Genomic DNA, 25,589 nt, shown 5'->3' with positions numbered 1-25,589 from the left:
ACCAGGTCCGAAGACTTAACGACGGCACGGGATAACGGCGAACTGATGAGCAAGAACGACTCCAACGGCGCGGACAACGAGGGCATGGACGCGCCGCTGATCGACCTGAACGAGGCTTCCATCAAGAAGCTGATCTCGCGCGCCAAACGCCGGGGCGTCATCACGGTCGATGAACTGAATGAGGCGCTGCCGCAGGATCAGATGTCCACCGACCAGATCGAGGACATCATGGCCGCGATCTCGGAAATGGGCGTCAACATCGTCGAAAGCGACGAAGACGCCGACAATCAGGCCGACGACGATCGCGATTCCGAGGAAGATAACGAAGACGGCGATGAAGTCTCGCCGCGCGTCAACGTCGACCCTGCGAAGAAAAAAGAGACGGTCGAGCGTACCGACGACCCGGTGCGCATGTACCTGCGCGAGATGGGCGCAGTCGAACTGCTCAGCCGCGAAGGCGAAATCGCCATCGCCAAGCGCATCGAAGCCGGCCGGGACATGATGATTCTGGGCCTGTGCGAAAGCCCGATCACCTTCCACGCCATCATCCAGTGGTCCGAAGCCCTCAACAACGGCGAGATGCAACTGCGCGAGATCCTCGATCTCGACGCCATGCTGTCGAAGGAACCCGCGCCTGAGAACCTCAACGAGGACGGCGAAACCGAAGACGACGGCGAGATCAGCGAAAAGACCGCCGGCCCCTCTTTCAAGGACGACGATTCGGACGACGAGGACAACTCCGAGGAAGTCGACGAGGACGGCAACCCGATCCCCAAGCGCCAGGCCGAGGAAGAGGAGGACGACAACACTCTTTCGCTTGCCCAGATGGAAGCGGCCCTCAAGCCCGAAGCGCTTGAGAAGTTCCAGCAGATCACCGAACTGTTCCAGACGTTCGAGCGCCTGCAGTCCGAACGCCTCGAAGCGCTCGCGCTGGGCATCGGCTTCCCGGCTGCCAAGGAAGACCAGTATCAGCAGCTGCGCGAAGACCTGACCGCGCAGGTGGAATCGGTAAAGTTCCACGCGACCAAGATCGAGTATCTGGTCGACAACCTCTATGCCTTCAACCGCCGCCTGACCACGCTGGGCGGTCAGATGCTGCGCTTGGCCGAGCGTCATAAGGTGAAGCGCGCCGACTTCCTCGAAGTCTACGTTGGCCGCGAGCTGGACGATACCTGGCTTGCCGAAAACGCGAAGAAGGACAAGAAGTGGGCCGCCTTCGCCGAGAACGAGGCCGATTCGGTCGAGCGTATCCGGCAGGAAATTTCGGACATCGCCGCCGCCACCGGTATGGCGCTGCCGGAATTCCGGCGGATCGTGAACATGGTCCAGAAGGCGGAGCGTGAAGCGCGCATCGCCAAGAAGGAAATGGTAGAGGCGAACCTGCGGCTGGTGATCTCGATCGCCAAAAAATACACCAACCGCGGGCTGCAGTTCCTGGATCTCATCCAGGAAGGCAACATAGGGTTGATGAAGGCGGTCGATAAATTCGAGTACCGCCGCGGCTACAAGTTCTCCACTTACGCCACCTGGTGGATCAGACAGGCGATCACGCGTTCGATCGCGGATCAGGCGCGCACGATCCGCATCCCGGTCCACATGATCGAGACGATCAACAAGCTGGTCCGCACCAGCCGTCAGTTCCTCCACGAACAGGGCCGCGAACCCACGCCAGAGGAAATGGCCGAGCGCCTGTCGATGCCGCTCGAAAAGGTCCGCAAGGTGATGAAGATCGCCAAGGAGCCGATCTCCCTCGAAACGCCGATCGGCGACGAGGAAGATTCGCATCTGGGCGATTTCATCGAGGACAAGAACGCGATCATCCCGGTGGATGCGGCGATCCAGGCGAACCTCAAGGAAACCGTCACCCGCGTGCTCGCCAGCCTCACACCGCGCGAGGAACGCGTGCTGCGCATGCGTTTCGGCATCGGTATGAACACCGATCACACGCTGGAAGAAGTCGGCCAGCAGTTCTCGGTGACCCGCGAACGCATCCGCCAGATCGAAGCAAAGGCGCTGCGCAAGCTCAAGCACCCGAGCCGCTCACGCAAGATGCGCTCGTTCCTGGACCAATAAAAACAAAAGCCCCGCTCCGGCGGGGCTTTTTACGGCTGCGGCGGACTTTCGATGCGCTTTGCGCGCGCTGGTCGCGTGACCAGAAGGATGCCGACCGAAACCAGCAGCAGGGCTGCCAGATAGCTCCAGCGCGCCAGCGATTCGCCCAGGAAGACGGCAGACAGCGTAACCCCGAGTACCGGCACCAGAAAATTGAATGCGGCGATCAACCCCACGGGGTGATGCTTGAGCAGCAGGCTCCACAGCCCGAATGCCACCGCCGAAAGCAATCCAAGGTACAGCAAAAGCCCATCGGCCCGCAGATCGAAACCGACAAGGCGCCCGCCGGCGGCGAAACCCCCGATGGTGAGCAGCGCACCGCCCATGAACAGTTGCCAGCCCGTCATCACCATGGCGTCCATGTCACGGGACAGGCGCTTCCCGTACATCGATCCTGCGGCAAGGATGAATGCGGCTATGACGATGAAACCCTCGCCCAGCAGGCTGAATTCGAAATCGAGCTTTCCGCTGCCTCCCAGATTGACGACAACTACACCCAGAAAGCCGATCAGGCAGCCCAGCGCCCTGCCCCTGTTCAGCCGATCATCGGCATATACAACATGCGCCAGCGCCACGCTGAAGAACACGCCCGTCGCGTTCATGATCGACGATTTGACGCCGGTGGCATGGGCAAGCCCGACATAGAAGAACACGTACTGAACGGTGGTCTGCACCAGTCCCAGCAAGGCGACTTCTCCGAACCGGCGGCGCGTGAGCGACAGAACCGGTCGGCGTGTCACAAGCGCAGCCCCCAGCAGGACGCTGCCCGCGATCACGAAGCGGTAGCCGGCAAACAGGATCTGGCTGCCGGTATCCCCTTGGCCGACACCCAGCGCGGCATAGCCGTTCTTCACGGCGGGAAAGGCGCTGCCCCACAGCAGGCAGCACAATGTAGCAAGCGCAAACATGCCGGCGCGGGTCTGGTAGAAGGGCGGCGTCAATGTGGGGGGGCACCAGTGCGGATTATACAACATCAGGCCCTTACCGCAGGACAATCATCCATGACAACTGCCCGGCAAAACGCCGCTTGCGAATGGGTGTTCTGGCCGCAGACCCGGCCAGTTCATACCTCCGCGTGGGACGAAGTCGCTAGGCCTGAAGCGCCTTGAACCGCCCGAACTCGCGTTCCGTGAGCCTTACGCCCAGCCGCAGTTGCGGCCCTTCTTCACCCTCGCCCGCATCTTCCTCAGACACGACTTCGCCGCGGGCGTGAAGGAAGGCCATGCGCTGGCCATCGGCAGCCGGGATGACGAAGTGGTAGACCCGTGAATCCAAAGTCAGGTTGCGGCTGGCGATGTCCAGCATGTCGTCGCAGCCTTCGCCGGTGAGCGCGGACACGGGGACGATGGTCTCTCCATCGCGATGGGCGATGGCTTCGCGCAGGGCAGCCGCCTGTTCGGGTTCGAGCAGATCCCACTTGTTCCAGACCTCGATGATCGGGATTTGCGGTTCGGGCTGTTCCTGCGGCTCATCGTCCGACCAGTCGAGCGCCGGAGCCTGACGCGCCTTGCGGTCATCGACCGGAGGCTGGATCACGCCGAGATCGGCCAGCACGTCCAGAACCTGCTTCTTCTGCGCCTCCGTATCCGGATTGGCGATGTCGCGGACGTGGACGATGACGTCTGCGGCAGTCACTTCCTCAAGCGTCGCGCGGAAGGCGGCTACAAGCTGGGTCGGCAGATCGGAGATGAAGCCCACCGTGTCCGACAGGATCGCCTTCTCCAGCCCTGGCAGGCGGATCGCGCGCATCGTCGGATCGAGCGTGGCGAACAGCAGATTTTCCGCCATCACATTCGCCCCGGTCAGACGATTGAACAGCGTGGACTTGCCGGCGTTGGTGTATCCGACCAGCGCGATGATTGGCCAGGGCGCCTTTTCGCGGCGGTCCCGGTGGAGGCCGCGCGTGCGACGCACCTGCTCCAGTTCACGGCGGATCTTGGCCATGCGGTCGCGGATCATGCGGCGGTCCGCCTCGATCTGCGTCTCGCCGGGGCCGCCAAGGAAGCCGAAGCCGCCGCGTTGACGCTCAAGGTGCGTCCAGCTGCGGACAAGGCGCCCGGCCTGATAATCGAGGTGCGCCAGTTCCACCTGCAGGCGCCCTTCGGCGGTCGCCGCGCGCTCGCCGAAGATTTCGAGGATCAGCCCGGTACGGTCGATGACCTTGCGCTTGAGTTTTTCTTCGAGGTTGCGCTGCTGGATCGCCGACAGCGAACCATCGACGATGATCAGCTCCGCCTCGTTGAGCGTACAGGCGGTGCCGATGTTCTGGATCTGGCCTTCGCCGAACAGCGTACCGGGCCGCGCCTCGCGGATGACGATCGCCATCGCCTCGACCACTTCGAGGCCGATCGCGAGCGCCAGGCCCTTCGCCTCTTCCAGGCGTGCCTCGGGATCGAGATCGCTACGGTCGCCCCGAGGGCCCCTCATCTGCGGATAGACGACGAGGGCACGCGCGCCGCGCGTGACCTCGCCCTTAAGTTCATCGTTCAAGTTTTGTCAGCTTCTCTCAGTCGTCGGCTTCTTCATGCGCCTGAAGGTCGACCGGAGTCACGGGCTGAATCGTCGAGACGGCATGCTTGTAGGCCAACTGCACGTAACCTTCGCGTTCCAGCAGCATGCAGAACAGATCGTAGGCGGCGACGCGGCCCTGCAGCATGACGCCGTTGATCAGGAACATCGTGACCTGCACGCCGGCATTGCGGATGCTGGACAGGAACACGTCCTGCAGGACACGTTGCTTCTTGGCGTTTTCCGGGCCGCTCCCGAACTGGGCGGCATCGACCGGGGTCGACGGCATGATCGTGGAGATCGCGTGCTTGTAGACGAGCTGCGACTGGCCATCGCGCCTCAGCAGGATCGAGAAATTATCGAACCAGGTGACGATGCCCTGCAGCTTCACGCCCTTGACGAGGAACATGGTGACGGGGGTCTTGTTCTTGCGCAGCAGGTTCAGGAACTGGTCCTGAAGATTCTGCCCACCTTTGCCGCCCGTGACAGGAGCAGGCGCAGCAGTCTTGCCTGAAGCCTTTTCAGCGACGGGCGCGTCCAGCTCGGCGGCATCAACCTCGGGGGCCGGCGGCGTGGCTTTGGGGCGCGCGGAGAGGGTACGACCAGCCATGTGTATGCTCCTTCTTTTTGGCGGCCGCTCATGCGGTCCGCGATCTGGTCCCGCAGTAGGTGCGGGCCGTTCTCGAATCGGAAACTACCCATTTGCTGCAATGCAGTAAACGGGGTTTTTGTAGCAGAAATGTTACACCGGAATTTGAACCTGGCTGTGCCAAGGTTCAATCGCTGTCGTCAAGATCGCCCTCGTCATCGCGGCGTTCGGACATGCCGAGCAGCTTGAGCTTGCGATGGAGCGCGGACCTTTCCATTCCGATGAAGGCCGCCGTCTTGGAGATATTCCCCGAAAACCGCCGGATCTGGACGCGCAGGTATTCGCGCTCGAAGCCTTCGCGCGCTTCGCGCAAGGGGGCGCTCATCATCACTGTGACGCCCGCGTCTGCTCCGCCCTGACTGTTGAATATCTCGGGCGGGAGCATGTCCGCCTCGATCCTGGCCAGCTTTTCCCGCGGGGCCATGATGACTGTCCTCTCGACGACATTGCGCAACTGGCGCACGTTGCCGGGCCATTCGTAGGCCTGCAGCGCGGTCATCGCATCGCCGCTGACCTGCGGCGGCGTGACGCCCTGCTCCGTGGCGTAGCGGGCGAAGAAATGGTCGATCAGCGCGGGGATATCGTCGCGCCGTTCGCGAAGGGCGGGGATGGTGATCGGCACCACGTTGAGACGATAGAACAGATCTTCGCGAAAGCGGCGTTCTGCGATCTCCTTTTCCAGATCGCGCGAGGTGGAGGAAACGACGCGCACGTCCACGCGAATCTGACGGGTGCCGCCTACACGGACAAAGGCCTGATCGGTCAGCACGCGCAGGATGCGTGCCTGCGTGGAAAGCGGCATGTCGGCCACTTCGTCAAAGTAGAGCGTGCCGCCATCCGCGCTTTCCAGCAGGCCGGAGCGGATCAGGGTGCCGTCCGCTTCCTCGCCGAACAACTCCTGCTCAAAGCGTTCGGGGGTGATGCGGGCCGAGTTGACGCTGACGAAAGCCTTGTCGGCGCGCGGGCTCCAGGCGTGGAGCAGGCGGGCGGCCACTTCCTTGCCCGAGCCGGCGGGGCCGGTAATGAGAAGGCGGCTGCCGGTGTTGGCCACACGCTTCAGCGTGGCGCGCACCTGGTTGATCGCCCCGCTGGAGCCGGTGAACTCCTCCACGCCCGAGAAGACCTGCTTGAGTTGCTGGTTCTCACGGCGCAGACGCTCCGTCTCGGTCGCACGGCCAACAAGGTGCAGGAGCTTCTCCGCCTCGAACGGCTTCTCGATGAAATCGACGGCGCCGCGGCTGATGGCCGCCACCGCCGTGTCGATGTTGCCATGCCCGGAGAAGATGATGACCGGCAGTTCCGGTTCGCGCGCCTTGATCGCATCAAGCACTTCCAGCCCGTCCATCGGACTGCCGTGCAGCCACACGTCAAGCAGCACCAGCGAGGGGCGCCGTGCATCCACGGCAGCAAGCGCGGACTGGCTGTCGCCGGCGGTACGGCAATCGTAGCCTTCGTCGCTCAATACGCCGGCGACCAGTTCGCGGATGTCGCGTTCGTCGTCGACGATCAGAATATCAAGTGCCATGGGCCATTCTTCTTCCGGTGAAACGGGTCATTGGGCAGCTTCGGCCTTGCGGGCAGGCGAAGTGCCGGGGGATTCGAGGGAAAGCGGATCGTTGGCGAAGCGCATCGTCACGGTCGTGCCGCCGCCGGGTGCAGCGGTGAAGGTCATTTCGCCGCCGTGCTCCTCGACGATCTTGTTGACGATCGCGAGGCCAAGGCCGGTGCCCTTGTCACGGGTGGTGACGTAGGGTTCGATCAGACGTTCCTTGTCCTGCGACAGGCCGATGCCATTGTCCGTCACACGCACGAGGATGGCTTCACCGCTGCCGACGACTTCGACGGCAATCGCGCCGCGATACGGCTCGGATGGGGGCGTGTCACCCGCCCTCATCTCAACGTCTTTCGCCTTCGCTTCAGTAGCTTCGACGGCGTTCTTGAGAACGTTCGTCATCGCTTGGCCAAACTGGTGCCGGTCGCAGGCAATCAGGCCGATGCCGGGCGTGGAAGAAAAGCGGAAGCCGATGTCGGGCCTGGCCACTTCCTGGAGGAACAGCGCCTGACGGGTCAGCGCCACCGGGTCTTCGGTGCGGAACACCGGTTTGGGGAGGCGCGCGAACGAGGAGAACTCATCCACCATCTTGCGCAAGTCGCCGACCTGCCGAATGATCGTGCGCGTCAGATCCTCGAACAGTTCGGGATTGTCAGTGATCTGCTTGCGATAGCGGCGGCTGAGCCGTTCGGTCGCCAGCTGGATCGGCGTAAGCGGGTTCTTGATTTCGTGTGCGATGCGGCGGGCAACATCGGACCACGCGGCACTGCGCTGGTCGAGCAGTTGGCGAGTGATATCCTCGAACGTGATGACATGGCCGGTGGCGTCGCGCGCGGTCTTCACCGCCAGCGTCAGCAGATCGCCGCCGCGGTTGTACTGGACAATACCGCTGGCCGACCCCTGCTCCACCAGCGCGGCGATGGCTGGCGTGAGTTCGGCAATCGGCATGTTCTCAGGCAGTTCCTCCGCCGGGGTCATTAGCAGCTTCTGCGCGGTCGAGTTCATCAGCAGGATGCGGCCCTGCTCGTCGAGCGAAATGATGCCTGAGGTGACCGATTCCAGCACCGCCTCGATGAAGACGCTGCGTTCGTGAAGCTGGCCGTTGGCGCTCAGCAGGGCCTGGGTCTGCTTGTCGATCTGCGCGGTCATGCGATTGAACGCGCGGTTGAGCAGGCCGATCTCGTCAGCGCCGGTGCGACCCTCGATCCGGAGGGCATAGTTGCCCGCGCCCACGCCGCGCGCCGCGTCCACAAGTTCGTACAGCGGCGCCACTTGCCGGTCGGCAAACCGGAGCGCGAACCATACCGAAAGCCCCACCAGCACCAGCGACAGCACGAAAAGGGCCACGTTGAAGCGCAGTTGCAACACACGCGCGCGCGTCGTCAGCACTTCGTAGGCCTGCACGATGTTCTGGGCGCGCTGGCCCTGGCTCAGCGATACAAGATCGGATGCCCGCGTGACCACCAGATAAACGCCCGAAGCCCTGTCGATCGGTGCCGCAGCGACGATACTGCGCCCCTTGGCAGCCACCACGTAAGGGTTCTTGCGCATCCGCTCGAGCCAGTCAGCGCTGATGCGGTTGTTCTCGGCGACGCCATCGGGGTCTGCGATGATAGGAGTGCGCTGCTCTCCATTGCGATCGACCTGAACGATGGCGGCACCATTCAGGTTGCGACGAACGACATGGTACGACAGGAAGCTCTGGAACTGGGGACTGGCGACGGGGTAGGCAGCGAGATACTCCCCGGCATTGGGGGCCATGGCAGCCGCTTCGTACCCGACGTCGCGCAGGGTTTGCTCGTAATAGCCGCGCGCCAACTTGTTCGCATTCTCAAGCAGGCCGCGCGAACTGTCAGAGAACCAGAACTCGGCACCCGACTGGAACAGCCAGGACGCAAAGAGCACGACCAGCAGCGTCGGTATCGCGGATATGATCGAAAAGATGAACACCAGCCGGACGTGCATCTGACTGGTACCACCGGTGGCATGTTCCACCGCGCGGCGCAGCGCCATGCGCCTGCCCAGCAGCACGAGGATCGCCATCGCCGGGACCAGCGTTCCGATCAGGAGGCTAGCTGTGAGATTGGAGGGCAGCAGCCCGCGTCGGTCGCTGCCACTGTTGAGCGCCAGCCATGTCGTTGCCGTCATGGCCACGAACGCCACGACGGAGAGCACTTCGACAACCGCAAAGAAGTTCGCCCGGCGAGCAGCCACCTGCATCCGCCGCCACCATCGCGGCCAGGCCTGTTTGTGGCCACCATTCTGCACTGCGACTTCGCTCATCGTTGCGCCGTTACAACAGGAGTGTGACCAACCTGCAAGAGTAAATCCACGAGGGCACTTCTACGATCGACGAGTGAATTCCTCCGGATCGAGCGAAAGTTCGCCCAGGCGCTTGCGCAAGGTGTTGCGATTTATCCCCAATGCCTGCGCTGCACGCAACTGGTTGCCCGCCGTCTCGCGCAGGACTTCGGCGAAGAGCGGACGCTCGAACGCTGCCATGGCGCTGTCATAGATGGTACCGCTGGCCGGGCGGGTGCTGGCGAGCCACTGCGCCACGGTTGCGGCGATGTCGAAGACTGCGCCGTCTCCCACGCCCTGAACCTGCGGCGGCTCCTGCGTCAGCAGCGGCACGATCGCCTCGGCATCGATCACATCTTCGCGCGCCAGCAGCGCAAGCCGGTAGATGAAGTTCTTGAGTTCGCGGACATTTCCGCGCCATGGCTGACGGCTGAGCAGTTCGGCTCCGTCGGTCGTCAACTGGCGTCTGGGAAGCCCTTCGTTCGCCGCGTGCTGCAGGAAATGGCGCGAAAGCACATCGATGTCGTCACGCCGGTCGCGCAGCGGGGGCATGTGGATCGGCACCACGTTGAGGCGATAGTACAAATCCTCGCGGAAGCGCCCTGCGGCGATTTCCGGTTCCAGATCCTTGTTGGTGGCCGCGACGATGCGCGTGTCGAGCCGGATCTCCTCGCGCCCGCCAACGCGGCGCACGGTACCGGACTGCAGCGCCCGCAGCAGCCGGGTCTGCGCCTGCATCGGCATGTCACCGATCTCGTCAAGGAACAGGGTGCCGCCCGCCGCCTGCTCGAACTTGCCGACATGGCGCGCCACCGCGCCGGTAAATGCGCCCTTCTCGTGGCCGAACAGCTCGCTTTCGATCAGCTCGGCGGGGATAGCGGCGGTGTTGACGGCGATGAACGGTCCTTCGCGCCGTTTGCCCAGCTGATGAATCGCTTCTGCGACCAGTTCTTTGCCAGTGCCCGATTCGCCCAGAATTAACACCGTCAGGTCATTGCGCAGGACGCGGGTTATCATACGAAAAACCGACTGCATTGCCGCACTGCGTCCGACCAGCGGCAGCCCATCCGCCACCGGTTCCTCGTCGGAGGCCAGACCCTGCGCGGCACCGGCGGCCTGCCGCACGGTGCGTGCCAGTTCGTCGATGTCGAAGGGCTTGGGAAAATACTCGAAGGCGCCGGTATCCGTAGCGCGCACCGCGGTGTCGAGGGTGTTCTGTGCCGACAGGATCACGATCGGCATCTGCGGGTGGAGCGAGCGCACCCGGTCGATCGTTTCGATCCCGTCGCCATCGGGCAGCATCACGTCGGTCACCAGCGCCGCGAACCCGCTATGCGCCAGTTGGCGGTCACGCTCTGCCAACGTATCGCAGTGGACCACCGCGAAGCCCTCGGCTTCCAGCGCGGCGGTAATGACGATGGCGATGGACATGTCGTCCTCGACCAGAAGGACGTTCATTCCGGTTTTCTCCGGGGGCGGCTGCGCGGTTCGCGGGCCAGCGGCAGGTGGATGCGAAAGTGCGTGAGGCCGCTCTCGTCGTCGCGGTCGTGCGTGATGCGACCGTTCATGTCGCGCACCAGCTTGCGCACCAGCGGCAGGCCAAGGCCCTGTCCTGTCTTCTTGGTGCTGACGAAAGGCTCGAAGATATGGTCGCGCATAGCGGGATCGATGCCAGGTCCGTTGTCGCTGACACGGACTTCGATGGGCAGGCGCAACGGCGCGCCATCGTCGCCGGTATGCAGTTGCAGACCGCTGGCGAAGCGCGTGCGGATGGTGACGCGCGGCTCGGCCACGCCCCTACAGGCATCGGCGGCGTTGGACAGCAGGTTCATGATGACCTGCACCAGTTCATCCGGACTTCCCAGCACCGGCGGCAGCGAGGGGTCGAACTCCTCGACCAGGCGGAAGCCCGCCGTCTCCGCCTTGGCCGCGCTGAGGACGTCGATCGCGCGGCGCGCGGCTTCGTGCAGATTGCACGGTTCCACCGGGGGCGTGGTGCGCCCGCTCAGCTTCTGCATGCGCTCTATCAGGCCCGCAATGCGATCGACTTCGCCGGTGATGAGATCGGTCAGCGCGCGGTCGCGATCCTCGATCTTGCGCGCGAGCAGTTGCGCGGCGCCGCGAATGCCGGCCAACGGGTTCTTGATTTCGTGCGCGATGATCTCCGGCCCGCGCAGCACCGCATTGTCCGGCCCGCCGGCATCGTCGCCCAGAGCCTCGGCCCCGGCATTGTCGTGCAGCGTGACGATCTGCCACCCCGGACTGTCAGCCACGGGCGCGACGTTGATGTCGATGCGCCGCGCGCCGCGTCCACGAAGCTGGACTACCACCTCACGGGCCGAAACCGGCGCATCGGAGTCCGAAAGGCGATCCAGCAGGCGGCGGTCCGAGATCGCCATGATATCCCGCAGCCGCGTGCCGACGAGCCGCCTTGCCGACTGGCCGAAGAATTGCTCCGCCGCCTGGTTGAGCGAGGCGATAGTGCGCCCGTTCTCCAGCAGGACCACGGCGTGTGGCAGGCTGGCGAGCAGCCTTTGCGGATCGGGAAATGCGGTGGCGGCCGCGAGCGTCATGCGGCCCGGAGATGCCCGTCGTCGCCGGCCATGACGGACGCATCGCCATTGCAGTAAGGCGCATAGAACGCCTCAAGTTCGCGAAGAACTTCAGCCGGATCGGCGATGAAGTTCAGCTTGTTCCGGAACTCGGCCGAGCCGCGCACGCCCTTGATGTACCAGCCCAGATGCTTGCGCGCCATCCTGACCCCGGTGTCGGCGCCATAGTGGTCCAGCATATCCTCGTAGTGTCGGCGGATGATGGCGTATTGACCCGCTATCGACGGGTCGGCATCGACCTGCTCGCCACGCCACCACTGCATGACCTGCCCCAGGAACCAGGGCCGGCCATACGACCCGCGCCCGATCATGAGACCGTCGGCACCCGACTGTTGCAGCGCCTGTGCGGCATCGGCGATCGTGCAGATGTCGCCGTTGACGATGACCGGGATCGACACCGCGTCCTTGACCTTGCGCACGAAGGCCCAGTCCGCCTCACCCTTGTACATCTGGTTGCGGGTGCGACCGTGGACGGTGATCATCTTCGCGCCCAGATCCTCGGCGATGCGCGCCAGTTCCGGAGCGTTGAGGCTGTCATGGCACCAGCCCATGCGCATCTTGACCGTCACCGGCACCTTCACGGCCTTGACGGTGGCCTCGATCAGCCTGGTTGCCAGCGGCACCTGCCGCATCAGCGCCGATCCGGCATCGCCGTTCACGACCTTGCGCACGGGGCAACCCATATTGATGTCGATGATGGCGGCACCGCGATCCTCGACCAGCTTGGCCGCTTCGCCCATCTGCTCGGGATCGCAGCCGACCAGCTGCATCGAGACCGGATCCTCGACCTTGTCCCACATCGCCTTCTGCAGCGACACGCGAGTCTCGCGGATGGCAGCGGGGCTGGCGATCATCTCCGTGACGTTGAGGCCGGACCCGAATGCGCGCACCATGCGGCGGAACGGCAGGTCGGAAACGCCCGTCATCGGCGCGAGCACGACCGGGCAGTCGATTGCGACGGGACCGACCTGGATCGGCTTCAGCGTCGGAGGATTGGGCATGGATGTCATGATCTGCGCAGTGCTGCCTAAAAAACAGGCAGCGCATAGTGGATTGCCCTCGCCCGGGCAAGCGATTACCGGCATGGGCAATGTCGCAAAACGTCACAGATGTTGAGAAACGCGTGTTGCCACGCACAGCCGCGCTGGTCGTCGCAGCCGGTCAGGGGCTTCGTGCAGGGCAGCCGGTGCCCAAGCAGTTCGCCCTCTGGCGGAGGAAGCCGGTGGTACGCCATTCAGTGGAAGCGTTGGCTGCTGCCGGATGCAAGCCGGTGCTGGTGGTGATCCCTGAAGGGGCGGAACCCGTAGCGCGACAAGCACTTGCAGGCATATCAGAGATCCAATTCACCATCGGCGGGGCAACGCGCCAGCAATCGGTGAGGCTGGGTCTGGAGGTGCTTGCCGGAACCGCGCCCGAACGCGTGCTGATCCACGACGCCGCCCGCCCGCTCATCCCTGCCGAGGTGATCGATCGGCTGCATCGGGCGCTGGACACCCATGCAGGCGCTATTCCGGTGCTGCCGGTGGCGGACAGCCTGACGCATGCCGATGGCGCGCTGATGGGCGCTCCCGCCGCGCGTGAGGAACTGCGCCGCGTACAGACCCCGCAGGCCTTCCGCTTCTCCGACGCGCTGGCTGCACACAGAGGCTGGGAAGGCGAAGCCACTGCGGGCGACGATGCGCAAGTGGCGCAGGCATGGGGCATGGACGTGGCGCTCGTCGAAGGGGACGAAATCTTGCACAAGCTGACTTATGCCGCCGACTTTGCCAAGCGTTCTGCCGGAACCGGGCCGCTGGTGCGCGTCGGCACCGGTTACGACGTCCACGCCCTGGAATTGGGCGAGGAGTTGTGGCTGTGCGGCGTCAGGATCGACCACACGCACGGCCTGTCCGGCCACTCCGACGCCGACGTGGCCATTCATGCGCTGGTCGATGCGATGTTGGGCGCGATCGGCGCGGGCGATATCGGCCAGCACTTCCCGCCCAGTGACCCGCAGTGGAAAGGCGCTGCGTCGGACCGCTTCCTGGCACACGCTGCCGGGCTGGTGGCCGAAGCGGGCTATGCACTAGGCAATGCCGACGTCACCATCATCTGCGAGGCGCCAAAGATCGGCCCGCACCGCGATGCCATGCGGGGACGACTTGCCGAGATCCTTGGCGTTGACACCGGCGCGATCAGCGTGAAGGCAACGACGACCGAGAAGCTGGGCTTTACCGGCCGCCGCGAGGGGATCGCGGCACAGGCGGTAGTAAGTCTCGAACGACTGTAACGAGTGGGGTGTAAGGATCTTTCCATGCGTGCTTTTTTCCGAACCACCGTCCTTCTCCTCGCCATGGTGCCCTGCAGCGCTATGGCCGCGCAGCCGATCTGCCTGAGCAAGACCGAAGCAACATCCCTCATCGCTTATGCCCTGCCCCAGGCGATCAACGGTACCGCCAAACGGTGCGCCGCGTCGCTGCCCGCCGATGCCTTCCTGCGCAGTTCCAAAGCTCCCGCCCTCGCCAGCCGTTATGCGGGCCAGAAGGGACGCTATTGGCCCAAGGCGAAGCCCGCTGTTCTCAAGGCGCTGGGATCGCAAGGGAATGCCATCGCCGGCCTGCCAGACGACACCCTGCAACAGCTGGCGGACACGTTCGTCGAAGGATTCGTGGCCCAGCGCATTGCGCCCAAGTCCTGCAAGCAACTGGACCTCGCCATCGACCTTCTCTCCCCCCTGCCGCCCGAGAACACCGCCGGGCTGATCGCCCTGACCATGGATGTAGCCGGTAGCGCAGATCCCAAACTGGGCAGCGTATCGCTTTGCAAGGACGGGCGATGAGCGCCTTGTTCCCCTCAGATCTCTACGCTCTGGCAGAGCGCGTCATTGCCGAGAACAAGGCACAGGGTCGGATGGTGTCAGTGGCGGAAAGCTGCACCGGCGGCCTCGTCTGCGCGGCGCTGACGGAAGTGGCCGGGTCGTCCGCAGTGCTCGATCGCGGCTTCGTGACCTATTCCAACGAAGCGAAGATGGAGATGCTGGGCGTCCATGCCGACATCATCGATTCGTTCGGTGCAGTCTCTCCGGCCACGGCCTGGGCGATGGCACAGGGCGCGATCACCCGCAGCCGCGCGGACATCGCGGTGGCCATCAGCGGCATCGCCGGGCCGGGCGGCGGCAGCGAGATGAAGCCGGTTGGCACGGTCGTTTTCGCCTGTGCCCAGCGCGGGCAGGAGAACGTCAATGCGGAACAGAAGCTGCTGGACGGCCAGACCCGGACTGAAATCCGGCACCAGGCGGCTATCATCGCTCTTGAACTGCTGCTGCCGTAGGGAATGTCGGGCGCTGTAGCCTTATCCTCGCCGCTGCGCCCGCTACGGATTTGCCTGCCTCAACCCGCCTGCGTCACTCCGTAAAGTTCCGAGGCTCGTGTCTCAAACGCGGCAACCATCTTGCGGAAGGCCTTGTCGAAATACTGACCGGCCAGCTTCTCGAACAGCGGGTTGCGGAAGGTAAATTTCACGTCGAACTCGATGTCGCAGGCGTTCTCGTCCACCGGGTGGAAGGTCCACACGTTGTCCAGATCGCGCATGGGGCCGTCCACGTAATGGACCCTGATGACCCTTGGGCGTTCCTTCTCGACGCGCGAGGTGAACTTTTCGCGCAGCGCCTTGAAGCCCACCAGCATGTCGGCGATCATCTCGTGCCCATCGTCGGACTTCACGCGGGTGGCTACCACCCAAGGCAAAAATTCCTGGTACCGCCCCACGTCGGCGACGAGGTCGAACATCTGCTCTGCGCTGTAAGGCAGGCGCTTGGTTTCGTGGATGCCTGGCACGTCAGACCGTCTGAAGCTGCTGCTTGGCCAGCTTGGCGTCGCGCGCAGCCTTCATCTGGGCGAAATCGTCGCCCGCGTGATAGCTGGAACGCGTCAGCGGCGACGCCGCGACCTGCAGGAAGCCCTTGGCCCGGGCGATAGCGCCATAAGCCTTGAACGCCTGAGGGGTGACGAATTCCTTGACTTCGGCATGCTTGGGCGTCGGGCGCAGGTACTGGCCCATGGTCAGGAAATCGATGTCGGCGCAGCGCATGTCGTCCATCACCTGATGGACTTCCAGACGCTCCTCGCCAAGGCCCAGCATGACGCCGGACTTGGTGAAGATCGACGGATCGTGGCGCTTGACCTCCTCCAGCAGCCGCAGCGAGGCGTAGTAGCGCGCGCCGGGACGGATGGTGGGATAGAGACGCGGCACCGTCTCAAGGTTGTGGTTGTAGACGTCCGGGCGCGCCTCGACGATGGCTTCGACCGCGCGCTGCATCTTGTTGCGGAAGTCGGGCGTCAGGATCTCGATCGTGGTGGTCGGAGAGGCTGCGCGTACCGCCTGGATCACCTTGACGAACTGGCTGGCGCCGCCGTCCGGAAGATCGTCGCGGTCGACCGAAGTAACGACGATATGCTCCAGCCCGGTCTTCAGCACCATCTCTGCGACGTTGCCCGGCTCCGCCGCATCGACGCGACCCGGCATCCCGGTCTTCACGTTGCAGAACGCGCAGGCGCGAGTACAGGTGTCGCCCAGGATCATCACCGTGGCGTGCTTCTTCGTCCAGCATTCCCCGATGTTCGGGCAGGCCGCTTCCTCGCACACCGTGTTCAGCTTGAGGTCGCGCATCAACTGGCGCGTCTCGCCATAACCCTTGCTGGTCGGCGCCTTGACGCGAATCCAGTCGGGCTTGCGCTGCCGCACGGGGGTATCTTCCGGGGTCGGGACGGAGGAGAGATCGTTCATGTCGTCCAGATAGTCATATGCACGCAACCTTGCCAGCACGAATATCCGGCTTAAGGCGAACCGCAGGTTTCAAAAACAGCAATGGAGTCCCCCCATGAGCGAATCCAATGACCGCGTGCTGAACCACCTGGTCGAGGGCTACCGCCGTTTCCGCGACACCGGATGGAGCGCCAACCGCGCCCGTTGGGACGAACTGGGTCAGGGCCAGTCGCCCGAAGTGATGGTCATCGCCTGTTCCGACAGCCGCGTCGACCCCAGCCAGATCTTCGACGTTGACCCCGGTACGATCTTCGTGGTCCGCAACGTCGCCGCTCTGGTTCCGCCCTTCGAGACCACGCCGGGCCATCACGGCGTTTCCGCCGCGCTGGAGTTCGCCGTGCAGGTGCTCAAGGTGAAGGAAGTGGTCGTCATGGGCCATGGCCTGTGCGGCGGCTGCAAGGCGGCGCTGACGCAGGATCTGAAGGACGCCGAGATCGGCCAGGGCGGCTTCGTGGCCGACTGGATTTCCATGCTCGACGAGGCGCGTATCCCCGTCGCACACGAACACGGCACCACCGGGCGCATCGCAGAGCGTGCCATGGAACAGGCTGCCGTCAAGGTCAGCCTGGAAAACCTGATGACGTTCCCTTGCGTGAACAGCAAGGTCGCAAAGGGCGAACTCAAGCTGCGGGGCGCGTTCTTCGCGATTTCGGACGGTGTGCTGCACCTGCTGGACGAGAGCACCGGAGAGTTCGCGCCCGCCGCCTGACGATCACGCGTTCGGTCGTTCCGAAAACCAAAAAAGGGCGCCGGTTTTCCGGCGCCCTTTTCCGTGTCAGCTATTCGCGAAGGATCAGTTCGCAGCCGGTGCCGCAGCCGCCGGAGCCGGGTTGGCCTTGCTCTTGGCATAGGCCGACCACATCTTCGCGACCGGCGCGCGGGTACCGGTGACCTTGGCGAAGTTCGCCTCGGCTTCGGCATACTTGCCCTGCTGGGCCTGCGCCATGCCAAGGCGCAGCGCGACCTTGTTGGCGTCCGCGCCGGAGAGACCAGCGGCCTTGGTGTAGAGCGCCTCTGCCTTGGCGGGCTGGTCGTAGCTCAGGAAGACGTCGGCCGCACCCACGACGGTCGCGGCAGTCGCGCCCGGCTTGTTGGCGTCACGCTCGGTCGCGGGAAGCGAGGCCTTGTCGCCCGCGACGCGGCCTTCGGTATTGGCCTTGTCCGGGATTTCCGCAGCGGTGATCTTGCCCTTGGCGATACCGTCGTTGGTGACCTTGGTCGCCTCACCCGGGAATGCGCGCGGATCGACGTTTTCGAGGTACTCGAAATAGTCGCGCTTGTCGTTCATCGCGCCGGTCAAGAACATCAGGCGCATCAGGTCGAGGTTCTGGTCACGCGGAAGCGAGGCAAGCTGGCGGACGACCGACAGCGAGGTGTTCCAGGTGCCGGGGTAATACTGCGAGAGAAGCGCAGCGTATTCTACCGACGGGGCCAGCTGCTTGGCGGTATAGGTCTGCTGCAGGACCGAGCGCAGCGCGGTTTCCGAAGGGGCCTGGCCCTTGGCCTGTGCGGCGGCGACATCGTCCTTCGCCATCTGCAGTGCGGCTTCGGGATTGTTGTTCTTCTTGTAAGCGTCCGCCAGCACGGCATCGAGCTGACCGGTCGAATCGACGTAGCCGCCGTCCTTCGCCGCCTTCAGGTACGTGGCCGAGTTGGCATAGTCCTTGAGCTGGTAGGCGGTGATACCGGCGTCGTAGTTGGTCTTACCCACTTCGGCAGCGGGCAGCTTGCCGCTGGCCAGCTGCAGCTTGTTGCCTTCCTGCTTGATCGCAAGATCCTGCGAGATGATGCCGAAGTTGCGCATCATCGAACCCAGCGCGTTCTTGTCGTCCGGGGTGGTCGCGGCAGGCACGGCAGCCTGGAACGCGGCTTTGGCGTCACCGCCCACGGCCCCGTCGATCGCGGCCTTGGCCTTGGCGAGAGCTTCCGGGGTCTGCTGACCGCCGAGTGCAGCGATGCCCGCCTCCATGGCCTTCTGCAGGGGCTGTGCAGCCTTCACGAACTCCGGGGAGAACTTGCCGCCTGCGGCTTCCTTCTCCTTCTTCGCGGCCATCGCGGGGGTGGCGACCGTCATTGCCAGGCCGCTCGACAGCGCGACGGCAAGGGCGACACGGGAAACAAGGAACTTGCGAGCCATCAAGGCTACTCCTCTCAAGGACAAACAAAATCCCGCCCGAGCGGGATGCAAATAAGGCGGTTGCCGGTTTGACCGGGATTTGGTCCCTTGGCAACCATGCGAGCGAATTAGCTTTTCGCCACTTAACGCGCATTGAATGCAATTCGTCGCAGGCGTTCAGGTTCCCTCCCGCGTTCACGCGCGCGTGCGATCCTTATATGTGGAAAAAGGCGCGCATCGCCCTGCCCGACCACCTGTTCCGGTGGCATTCCCCGGATGCATGTCCTAGTGCGGTCCATCATTCTTCTTCCGTAGCAAAAGCGATCCAACCCGCGTGAGCGACGACACCAACGAAATCCTGCCCGTAGGCCCCGAGGGCGAATTCACCCGCGTCGATATCGTCGACGAGATGAAGACCAGCTACCTCGACTACGCGATGAGCGTGATCGTCAGCCGCGCGCTGCCGGACGTGCGCGACGGCCTGAAACCCGTCCACCGCCGCATCCTCTACGCCTCGCAGGAAGGCGGCTTCGTCGCCGGGCGTCCATATCGCAAGTCGGCCAAGATCGTCGGCGACGTGATGGGCAACTACCACCCCCACGGCGACAGCGCGATCTACGACGCCCTCGCGCGCATGACGCAGGACTGGTCGATGCGTGTGCCGCTGATCGACGGTCAGGGCAACTTCGGCTCGATGGACCCCGATCCGCCGGCCTCGATGCGCTACACCGAAGCGCGCCTCGCCCGTGTCGCCAATTCTCTGCTCGACGATCTCGACAAGGACACCGTCGACTTCGCCGACAACTACGACGGTTCGCGCCAGGAACCCACCGTCCTGCCCGCACGCTTCCCCAACCTGCTGGTCAACGGCGCGGGCGGCATCGCGGTCGGCATGGCGACCAACATCCCGCCGCACAACCTGGGCGAAGTGATCGACGGTTGCTTCGCCATGATGGACAACCCCGGCATCACGTCCGAGGAACTGTTCCAGATCATCCCCGGCCCCGACTTCCCCACCGCCCCGCTGATCCTGGGCCAGGGCGGCGCGCGCAATGCAGCGCTGACCGGGCGCGGCTCGATCATCCAGCGCTGCCGCAGCCACGTCGAGGAAGGCCGCGGCAACCGCAAGGACGCCCGCTCCATCGTCCTCACCTCGATCCCCTATCAGGTCGGCAAGTCCAACCTGGTGGAGAAGATCGCCGAGGCGGCAAAGGACAAGCGGATCGAGGGCGTCTCGGACATCCGCGACGAATCCAACCGCGAGGGCGTGCGCGTGGTCATCGACCTCAAGCGCGATGCCTCGCCCGAAGTCGTGCTCAATCAGCTGTGGCGCAGCACGCCGGCGCAGTCGAACTTCGCCGCCAACATGCTTGCCATTCGCGGCGGCCGCCCGGAAATCCTGGCGCTGCGCGACATCCTGCAAAGCTTCATCCAGTTCCGCGAGCAGGTCATCACCCGCCGCACCAAGTTCGAACTGAACAAGGCGCGTGACCGGGCCCACATCCTGCTCGGCCTCGTTGTCGCCGTGTCGAACATGGACGAGGTGGTGAAGATCATCCGGGGCGCCTCGAACCCCGGAGAAGCCCGCGCCAAGCTGCTCGCCAAGGAATGGCCGATCGGCGACATCGCGCAGTACATCCGCCTGGTCGAGGCGATTGAGCCTGAGGCAGAAGCCGAGGGCGGCATCTATCGCCTGTCCGAAGTGCAGGTGAAGGCGATCCTCGACCTGCGCCTGCACCGCCTGACCGCCCTGGGCCGCGACGAGATCGGCGATGAGCTGAAGCAGCTTGCCGTCGCGATCGAAGAATACCTCTCGATCCTGGCCGATCGCGTGAAGCTCTACGGCGTCATGCGCGAGGAACTGCAGGCCGTGCGCGATGCCTACGCCACACCGCGCCTGTCCGAGATCACCGCCGCCTTCGACGGCATCGACGACGAAGACCTGATCGAGCGCGAGGACATGGTCGTCACCGTGACCATGGATGGCTACATCAAGCGCACCGCCCTCTCCACCTTCCGCGCCCAGAACCGTGGCGGCAAGGGCCGCGCCGGCATGGCAACGAAGGACGAGGACGCCGTGACGACGATGTTCGTCACATCCACGCACAATCCGGTGCTGTTCTTCTCGACGGCAGGCAAGGTCTACCGCCTCAAGGTCTACAAGCTGCCCGAAGGCGGCCCGACCACGCGCGGTCGTCCGATCGTCAACCTTCTGCCCGCGCTGGACAAGGACGAGACGATCCAGACCGTGCTCGCCCTCCCCGAAGATGAGGCGGACTGGAGCAAGCTGTCGGTTGTGTTCGCCACGGCCAAGGGCAACGTGCGCCGCAACGCGATGGATTCCTTCGCGAACATTCCCAGCAACGGCAAGTTCGCAATGCGCTTCGACGAAGGCAGCGACGATCGCCTGATCGGCGTAGCTCTGCTGGAGGAAAGCGACGACGTTCTCCTCGCCACCCGCCAGGGCAAGGCCATCCGCTTCCCCGCCGACGATGTGCGTGAATTCACGAGCCGCACATCAACCGGTGTGCGCGGCATGACGCTGAAGGGCGATGACGAGGTTATCTCGCTGTCGATCCTGCACCGCGTCGGCACCGATGCCGAAGACCGCGAACAGTACCTGCGCTTCGCCCCGTGGAAGGGCGATAAGGAAGGCGAATCCACGCTGCCCGCAGAACGCATGGCCGAACTGGAAACGCGTGAGCAGTTCATCCTGACGGTCTGCGCCAACGGTTACGGCAAGCTGTCCTCGGCCTATGAATACCGGCGCACCGGTCGCGGCGGCCAGGGCATCACCAACATCGACAACATCGGCCGCAACGGCCCTGTCGTCGCCAGCTTCCCGGCCACCCGTGCACAGCAGCTGATGCTGGTGACCGACCAGGCGAAGCTGATCCGCCTCCCGCTCGACTCGTTGCGCGTGATCGGTCGCGGATCGGCGGGCGTGCGCCTGTTCACCGTCTCGACGGGCGAGCATGTGGTCAGCGCTGTCCGCCTTGACGAAGAGCCCGAAGGCGACGTGCCGGTGGTCGAGACGCCTGCACCCCAAGCCTCGGAAACCCCGGACGCTGAAGCGTGAGCGACGCGCACCGGAACACCGTCGCCTACAAGATCCTGACCGGCGAGCAGCTTGCAAGGCTGCTCGCCGACGGGACTTTCGCTGGCGCGCCGGTAGATCTTGCTGACGGCTACATCCACATGTCCACCGCCGAACAGGCGCAGGGCACGCTGAACAAGCATTTTGCCGGCCAGGCCGACCTGCATGTCGCTGCGGTAGACCTGACGGTTCTGGGTGATACGGTTAAGTGGGAAGTGTCACGCGGCGGCGCGTTGTTCCCGCATATTTACGCCGACCTGCCACTTTCCGCCGTGATTACACACGCGCCGGTGGCTCGCGACGCCGACGGAACGCTGCAACTGCCGCATTGAGTGCGGGGATGAAACGCTGCCCTACAACATAAAACCGATTGTCCAGCGAAGACGGGCAGTGGTCGGCAGAATCAGGAAATCGGGTTTTTGGGCGCTGGGGTGCTGGGCATGCCCAGCGCAGCGGCACGAGTACCGCCGCAGCAGGCGACTGCGGATGAACGACCTTCAGAACCGCTCCCCTCGCATCCGTAGTTCGCCTGTCACGCCGGTGGCCAGCACCAGATTCCCGACATAGAACAACGGCCAGGCCACCGCCGCCAGCAGCGCGCTGCCACCGGCGGCTGCGATCTCCAATACCACGCCCGCCACGATCAGCCCTGCGCCAAGGCCCACGCGCGAACGTGGAAAGGTACTGATCCAGCCGGACGCTGCCATACCGCCGAGGCCCAGCCCCAGGAACAGCGGTACACCCACGCCTGCCCGGTCTGCCGCGAAGAAGCACAGCAGCGGCGTGCCCAGCGTCAGCGCCAACGCCGACGCCTTGCGGCCCCCGTCCACTACGGCCCGGCGGTGGACGAGGAACATCGTCAACCCGATCAGGAACGCCACCAGCATCGCATTCAGCCCGATCACGGGCACATCGTACCACAGCGCGGATCCGACCGCTTCCAGCCCCAGCATCCCTGCCAGCGAGCGTGTATCGTTACCCCGATGACGCAGCGCCGCGTAGACCGCCAGCAGCGCCAGCGGCGTGCCTTTCAGCACTATCAGATACAAGCCCGGCAGCGTGCTACCCGCCGCGCCCAACCACTCCCAGGCCACGGCAGAGGCGATGCTTGCCAGCAGCCAGGGCCGGCGTTCGATCAGGGCGCGGTGCAGCATGAGGTCTCCAATTGATCCCTGTGTGCCATGGCAGATGCCGCAGGGGTTTTCCATCGCTGCCAGACAGTATAGGCGGCGCGCATGACCCATCAGATCCACATCATCGGCGGCGGCCTCGCCGGAAGCGAAGCGGCATGGCAACTCGGCCGCCGCGGCTTTAGGGTGCGCCTCTCGGAAATGCGCGGGACAGGTGAGCGCAGCCCCGCGCATCAGGGCGATGGACTGGCTGAACTGGTCTGCTCCAATTCGTTCCGTTCCGACGATCATGAAAAGAACGCCGTGGGCCTGCTCCACCATGAAATGCGCCAATGCGATTCGCTGATCATGGGCGCAGCGGCAAAGGCGGAAGTGCCGGCAGGGTCCGCACTGGCCGTGGACCGCGACGTCTTCTCCGCCGAAGTCGAGGCACGCCTTGCCACCTTGCCCAATGTCGAGATCATGCGTGAGCGCATCGACGCCCTGCCCTCTGATGGCCCGGTGATCGTCGCCACCGGCCCGCTTACTGCCGAGGCCCTGGCCGGCTCGATCGGCGCGGCCACAGGTGCCAACAGCCTCGCCTTCTTCGACGCCATCGCTCCCATCGTCTATCGCGAAACCATAGACATGGACGTATGCTGGATGGCCTCGCGCTGGGACAAGGGCGAGACGAAGGACTACATCAACTGCCCCATGACCAGGGAGCAGTACCTCGCGTTCCACGCCGGGCTGGTCTCGGGCGAGAAGACCGCGTTCAAGGAGTGGGAGGCGAACACCCCTTATTTCGACGGCTGCATGCCGATCGAAGTCATGGCCGAGCGCGGCGTGGACACCCTGCGCTTCGGCCCGATGAAGCCGGTCGGCCTCGACAATCCGCACTGGGCGACCCCCGAGCACCCGAACGGGCGATGGCCCTATGCGGTCGTCCAGCTGCGCCAGGACAACAAACTGGGCACGATCTGGAACATGGTCGGCTTCCAGACCAAGCTCAAGCATGCCGAGCAGGTCCGCCTGTTCCGCACGATCCCCGGCCTTGAGAACGCCGAGTTCGCGCGGCTTGGCGGGCTTCACCGCAACACCTTCCTCAATTCGCCCGTGCTGCTGGACCGCACCTTGCGCCTGAAGACCGCGCCGAATGTGCGCTTTGCCGGACAGATCACCGGCTGCGAAGGCTATGTCGAAAGCGCCGCCGTGGGGCTGATGGCAGGCCTGATGGCAGCCAGCGAACTGGCAGGGCGCGAATGGCAGGCGCCGCCGCGCACCACTGCGCTGGGCGCTCTGCTCTCGCACATCACCGGCGATGCCGAAGCGGAAACCTATCAGCCGATGAACGTCAATTTCGGCCTGTTCCCGCCGCTGCACGACGTTCGCAAGAAGCAGCGCAAGGAAGCCTATACCGAGCGCGCCAAGGCAGCGATCATGCCGTGGCTGGCGGGTCTGGCTTAACCAGCCCGATCAGCACGAACATTTCGGCCTGGGCTTGGGCGGCGGTGCGGTCCTTCGAAATTCGGCAGCGGTGAGGAAGCCGTCGCGGTCGCCATCGGCGCCGTCGAACTTGTCGACGGTGGCGACCGCCCACTCCTCGAACGTCAGCAGGTTGTTGCCATCCTTGTCGAGCTTGCGGAATCCGTCGGCGCGGGTCGACAGCATTTCGCTGCGCGAAATCCTGCCGTCGCGGTCGCGGTCGTAGCGGCCGAAGCGCCGCTGTTCGCGGCTAAGGTCAGTCGCCTCGGGCAGTTCGGGGCCGACCATTTCGCCAACGTCGGCGCTGGGCAAGGCGGCGGGCCCGGTCGCCATCGGCGCGGGATCGGGGGCGGCAGCCTCCACCTCGGCATGGCCCTGCCACCAGAACAGGCCAATGCCCAGAAGCACGAAGACGGCAAGGCCGCCGAGAAGGAAGCGATTCATTGCGAGGTATCCATGACCACGCAACCCTAGAACCGGCGACGCCCCGGAAGGAAATTACAACCCTGCAATCAGAACCCGAGCAGGCCCAGTCGCATCGCCTTGAGCATCGCAGCGGGCGAGGTGGCGCCGGATTCATCGCCCTTTTCCAGGCGTCGCGCCGCCAGTCCATGCAGCACCATCAGTGGCCTCAGCGAACGCGACAGCCGCGCGCCTCCGCTGGCCTGCGCCAGTTTGCGGGCGGCAGCGCGCTCACTGGCGTGTCCCAGACGCATCGCCAGATCGTTGAGCGCCCAGGCACGGCCCAGCTTCAGGGCAGCCGCCCGTTCCGCGCTGCGCCCCAGGGCTTCGGCAAGCGCAGCGAAAGCCTCTCCCCGCCCCTGTGCCATTGCTTCCAGCGCGGTGGGCGGCAGCGGGGCGGCGCCGGTCATGGCTTCCCACCCGTCGATCAGCGGGACAAGACCGCCATGATGGCCGTTCCAGCTCTTGAGTAGCGCGAGCAGTGGCTCCCCCTCCGGCCACTGGTCGGCAGACTGGCCCAGCGATTCACGCCACCACGCCAGACGCAGCTGCGCCATCATCGGCTCACGCGAATGGCGCAGCAGATGGGCCAGCCGGGCATCGAGCGCCAGCAGCGCCAGCGTCTGTTCGCGTGCAGACCTGGGCGCATAGACCAGTGCCAGCCGCGACACGGTCGGCAGCGACTGGATGAGGATGTCCTCGTTCGAGGCGGCGATCATCGGGGCTGTCGTGGGGGTCGGAGAGTCGGTCACGCCGCTTCCCTAGTCGGTGCCCGGCCCGCGG

The 25,589-nt window shown here is 64.6% G+C and carries 22 protein-coding genes; 8 read left to right on the top strand and 14 right to left on the bottom strand.

The window, feature by feature from the left end; translation table 11 throughout:
• Nucleotides 1-45: 45 nt before the first annotated feature.
• Complete coding sequence (rpoD, locus tag GGR40_RS02740; RefSeq protein ID WP_429274659.1) at nucleotides 46-2,073, top strand: RNA polymerase sigma factor RpoD; 2,028 nt, start codon at nucleotides 46-48, stop codon at nucleotides 2,071-2,073.
• A gap of 29 nt (nucleotides 2,074-2,102) precedes the next feature.
• Here the strand turns inward: rpoD and GGR40_RS02735 are convergent, their stop codons facing one another.
• The 8 genes from GGR40_RS02735 to dusB form a co-directional block, all read right to left on the bottom strand.
• Nucleotides 2,103-3,020 carry a DMT family transporter gene (locus GGR40_RS02735; protein ID WP_429274658.1) on the bottom strand — a complete coding sequence of 306 codons (918 nt, stop codon included), beginning with the start codon at nucleotides 3,018-3,020 and terminating at the stop codon, nucleotides 2,103-2,105.
• A gap of 181 nt (nucleotides 3,021-3,201) precedes the next feature.
• Nucleotides 3,202-4,602 (bottom strand): GTPase HflX, encoded by a 1,401-nt coding sequence (gene hflX, locus GGR40_RS02730; protein ID WP_429274657.1) that lies wholly within the window; start codon nucleotides 4,600-4,602, stop codon nucleotides 3,202-3,204.
• Between the two features lie 16 nt (nucleotides 4,603-4,618).
• Nucleotides 4,619-5,230: an RNA chaperone Hfq gene (hfq, locus tag GGR40_RS02725; protein WP_429274656.1), complete on the bottom strand. Its 612-nt coding sequence runs from the start codon at nucleotides 5,228-5,230 to the stop codon at nucleotides 4,619-4,621.
• Nucleotides 5,231-5,396: 166 nt separating this feature from the next.
• Nucleotides 5,397-6,794 (bottom strand): nitrogen assimilation response regulator NtrX, encoded by a 1,398-nt coding sequence (gene ntrX / locus GGR40_RS02720; protein ID WP_429274655.1) that lies wholly within the window; start codon nucleotides 6,792-6,794, stop codon nucleotides 5,397-5,399.
• Nucleotides 6,795-6,821: 27 nt separating this feature from the next.
• Entirely contained in the window at nucleotides 6,822-9,041 is a 2,220-nt protein-coding gene (locus GGR40_RS02715; protein ID WP_429275203.1) for a sensor histidine kinase, read from the bottom strand.
• A gap of 123 nt (nucleotides 9,042-9,164) precedes the next feature.
• Nucleotides 9,165-10,580, bottom strand: coding sequence for a sigma-54-dependent transcriptional regulator (locus GGR40_RS02710; RefSeq protein ID WP_429274654.1), 1,416 nt, complete (start codon nucleotides 10,578-10,580; stop codon nucleotides 9,165-9,167).
• Nucleotides 10,577-11,695 carry a two-component system sensor histidine kinase NtrB gene (locus GGR40_RS02705; RefSeq protein WP_429274653.1) on the bottom strand — a complete coding sequence of 373 codons (1,119 nt, stop codon included), beginning with the start codon at nucleotides 11,693-11,695 and terminating at the stop codon, nucleotides 10,577-10,579. Before GGR40_RS02705 ends, GGR40_RS02710 begins: the two co-directional genes overlap by 4 nt.
• A complete protein-coding gene (gene dusB / locus GGR40_RS02700; RefSeq protein WP_429274652.1) occupies nucleotides 11,692-12,744 on the bottom strand; it encodes a tRNA dihydrouridine synthase DusB in 1,053 nt (350 codons plus the stop codon). Before dusB ends, GGR40_RS02705 begins: the two co-directional genes overlap by 4 nt.
• Nucleotides 12,745-12,824: 80 nt before the next feature.
• Here dusB and GGR40_RS02695 point away from each other — a divergent pair, with 80 nt between their 5' ends.
• The 3 genes from GGR40_RS02695 to GGR40_RS02685 are packed head-to-tail and all read left to right on the top strand — an operon-like array spanning nucleotide 12,825 to nucleotide 15,043.
• Nucleotides 12,825-14,003 (top strand): bifunctional 2-C-methyl-D-erythritol 4-phosphate cytidylyltransferase/2-C-methyl-D-erythritol 2,4-cyclodiphosphate synthase, encoded by a 1,179-nt coding sequence (locus GGR40_RS02695; RefSeq protein WP_429274651.1) that lies wholly within the window; start codon nucleotides 12,825-12,827, stop codon nucleotides 14,001-14,003.
• 24 nt (nucleotides 14,004-14,027) lie between these two features.
• Nucleotides 14,028-14,552 carry a hypothetical protein gene (locus GGR40_RS02690; protein WP_429274650.1) on the top strand — a complete coding sequence of 175 codons (525 nt, stop codon included), beginning with the start codon at nucleotides 14,028-14,030 and terminating at the stop codon, nucleotides 14,550-14,552.
• Complete coding sequence (locus GGR40_RS02685) at nucleotides 14,549-15,043, top strand: CinA family protein (protein WP_429274649.1); 495 nt, start codon at nucleotides 14,549-14,551, stop codon at nucleotides 15,041-15,043. The genes GGR40_RS02690 and GGR40_RS02685 overlap by 4 nt, the downstream gene beginning before the upstream one ends.
• Before the next feature lie 59 nt (nucleotides 15,044-15,102).
• Here the strand turns inward: GGR40_RS02685 and GGR40_RS02680 are convergent, their stop codons facing one another.
• Both GGR40_RS02680 and lipA read right to left on the bottom strand, forming a co-directional pair.
• Nucleotides 15,103-15,549 carry a type II toxin-antitoxin system RatA family toxin gene (locus GGR40_RS02680; protein WP_429274648.1) on the bottom strand — a complete coding sequence of 149 codons (447 nt, stop codon included), beginning with the start codon at nucleotides 15,547-15,549 and terminating at the stop codon, nucleotides 15,103-15,105.
• Nucleotide 15,550: 1 nt separating this feature from the next.
• Nucleotides 15,551-16,498 (bottom strand): lipoyl synthase, encoded by a 948-nt coding sequence (gene lipA / locus GGR40_RS02675; protein WP_429274647.1) that lies wholly within the window; start codon nucleotides 16,496-16,498, stop codon nucleotides 15,551-15,553.
• A 94-nt stretch (nucleotides 16,499-16,592) separates the two neighbouring features.
• On the opposite strand from lipA, the gene GGR40_RS02670 reads away from it, so the two are divergent.
• Complete coding sequence (locus GGR40_RS02670; RefSeq protein ID WP_429274646.1) at nucleotides 16,593-17,246, top strand: carbonic anhydrase; 654 nt, start codon at nucleotides 16,593-16,595, stop codon at nucleotides 17,244-17,246.
• A gap of 84 nt (nucleotides 17,247-17,330) precedes the next feature.
• Here GGR40_RS02670 and GGR40_RS02665 read toward each other — a convergent pair whose 3' ends face one another.
• A complete protein-coding gene (locus GGR40_RS02665) occupies nucleotides 17,331-18,674 on the bottom strand; it encodes a hypothetical protein (RefSeq protein WP_429274645.1) in 1,344 nt (447 codons plus the stop codon).
• A gap of 313 nt (nucleotides 18,675-18,987) precedes the next feature.
• Here GGR40_RS02665 and gyrA point away from each other — a divergent pair, with 313 nt between their 5' ends.
• Nucleotides 18,988-21,732 carry a DNA gyrase subunit A gene (gene gyrA, locus GGR40_RS02660; RefSeq protein ID WP_429274644.1) on the top strand — a complete coding sequence of 915 codons (2,745 nt, stop codon included), beginning with the start codon at nucleotides 18,988-18,990 and terminating at the stop codon, nucleotides 21,730-21,732.
• Nucleotides 21,729-22,082: a DUF952 domain-containing protein gene (locus tag GGR40_RS02655; protein WP_429274643.1), complete on the top strand. Its 354-nt coding sequence runs from the start codon at nucleotides 21,729-21,731 to the stop codon at nucleotides 22,080-22,082. Before gyrA ends, GGR40_RS02655 begins: the two co-directional genes overlap by 4 nt.
• 165 nt (nucleotides 22,083-22,247) lie before the next feature.
• Here the strand turns inward: GGR40_RS02655 and GGR40_RS02650 are convergent, their stop codons facing one another.
• Nucleotides 22,248-22,904, bottom strand: coding sequence for a hypothetical protein (locus GGR40_RS02650; RefSeq protein WP_429274642.1), 657 nt, complete (start codon nucleotides 22,902-22,904; stop codon nucleotides 22,248-22,250).
• Between the two features lie 81 nt (nucleotides 22,905-22,985).
• On the opposite strand from GGR40_RS02650, the gene trmFO reads away from it, so the two are divergent.
• Entirely contained in the window at nucleotides 22,986-24,326 is a 1,341-nt protein-coding gene (trmFO, locus tag GGR40_RS02645; RefSeq protein WP_429274641.1) for a methylenetetrahydrofolate--tRNA-(uracil(54)-C(5))-methyltransferase (FADH(2)-oxidizing) TrmFO, read from the top strand.
• Nucleotides 24,327-24,335: 9 nt separating this feature from the next.
• Here the strand turns inward: trmFO and GGR40_RS02640 are convergent, their stop codons facing one another.
• Together GGR40_RS02640 and GGR40_RS02635 are read right to left on the bottom strand one after the other, a co-directional pair.
• Nucleotides 24,336-24,788, bottom strand: a complete 453-nt coding sequence (locus tag GGR40_RS02640) for an EF-hand domain-containing protein (protein WP_429274640.1) — start codon at nucleotides 24,786-24,788, stop codon at nucleotides 24,336-24,338.
• A gap of 68 nt (nucleotides 24,789-24,856) precedes the next feature.
• Nucleotides 24,857-25,558, bottom strand: coding sequence for a hypothetical protein (locus GGR40_RS02635; RefSeq protein ID WP_429274639.1), 702 nt, complete (start codon nucleotides 25,556-25,558; stop codon nucleotides 24,857-24,859).
• Between the last annotated feature and the right edge of the window lie 31 nt (nucleotides 25,559-25,589).

The organism is Novosphingobium gossypii (assembly GCF_050433305.1).
Taxonomy (GTDB): domain Bacteria; phylum Pseudomonadota; class Alphaproteobacteria; order Sphingomonadales; family Sphingomonadaceae; genus Novosphingobium; species Novosphingobium gossypii.
The sequence above is the reverse complement of the archived record's forward strand: the minus strand, read 5'-3'. Positions and strand labels throughout refer to the sequence as shown.

Bases quoted from the DNA above. Each gene is read 5' to 3' on its own strand.
- trmFO (WP_429274641.1), top strand. From the start codon at position 22,986: ATGACCCATCAGATCCACATCATCGGCGGCGGCCTCGCCGGAAGCGAA.
- dusB (WP_429274652.1), bottom strand. From the start codon at position 12,744: ATGACATCCATGCCCAATCCTCCGACGCTGAAGCCGATCCAGGTCGGT.
- GGR40_RS02735 (WP_429274658.1), bottom strand. From the start codon at position 3,020: ATGTTTGCGCTTGCTACATTGTGCTGCCTGCTGTGGGGCAGCGCCTTT.
- GGR40_RS02665 (WP_429274645.1), bottom strand. From the start codon at position 18,674: ATGGCTCGCAAGTTCCTTGTTTCCCGTGTCGCCCTTGCCGTCGCGCTG.
- lipA (WP_429274647.1), bottom strand. From the start codon at position 16,498: ATGAACGATCTCTCCTCCGTCCCGACCCCGGAAGATACCCCCGTGCGG.
- GGR40_RS02705 (WP_429274653.1), bottom strand. From the start codon at position 11,695: ATGACGCTCGCGGCCGCCACCGCATTTCCCGATCCGCAAAGGCTGCTC.
- GGR40_RS02685 (WP_429274649.1), top strand. From the start codon at position 14,549: ATGAGCGCCTTGTTCCCCTCAGATCTCTACGCTCTGGCAGAGCGCGTC.
- GGR40_RS02695 (WP_429274651.1), top strand. From the start codon at position 12,825: ATGTCGCAAAACGTCACAGATGTTGAGAAACGCGTGTTGCCACGCACA.
- GGR40_RS02640 (WP_429274640.1), bottom strand. From the start codon at position 24,788: ATGAATCGCTTCCTTCTCGGCGGCCTTGCCGTCTTCGTGCTTCTGGGC.
- GGR40_RS02650 (WP_429274642.1), bottom strand. From the start codon at position 22,904: ATGCTGCACCGCGCCCTGATCGAACGCCGGCCCTGGCTGCTGGCAAGC.
- GGR40_RS02715 (WP_429275203.1), bottom strand. From the start codon at position 9,041: ATGCAGGTGGCTGCTCGCCGGGCGAACTTCTTTGCGGTTGTCGAAGTG.
- ntrX (WP_429274655.1), bottom strand. From the start codon at position 6,794: ATGGCACTTGATATTCTGATCGTCGACGACGAACGCGACATCCGCGAA.
- GGR40_RS02670 (WP_429274646.1), top strand. From the start codon at position 16,593: ATGAGCGAATCCAATGACCGCGTGCTGAACCACCTGGTCGAGGGCTAC.
- GGR40_RS02710 (WP_429274654.1), bottom strand. From the start codon at position 10,580: ATGAACGTCCTTCTGGTCGAGGACGACATGTCCATCGCCATCGTCATT.
- GGR40_RS02690 (WP_429274650.1), top strand. From the start codon at position 14,028: ATGCGTGCTTTTTTCCGAACCACCGTCCTTCTCCTCGCCATGGTGCCC.
- hfq (WP_429274656.1), bottom strand. From the start codon at position 5,230: ATGGCTGGTCGTACCCTCTCCGCGCGCCCCAAAGCCACGCCGCCGGCC.
- rpoD (WP_429274659.1), top strand. From the start codon at position 46: ATGAGCAAGAACGACTCCAACGGCGCGGACAACGAGGGCATGGACGCG.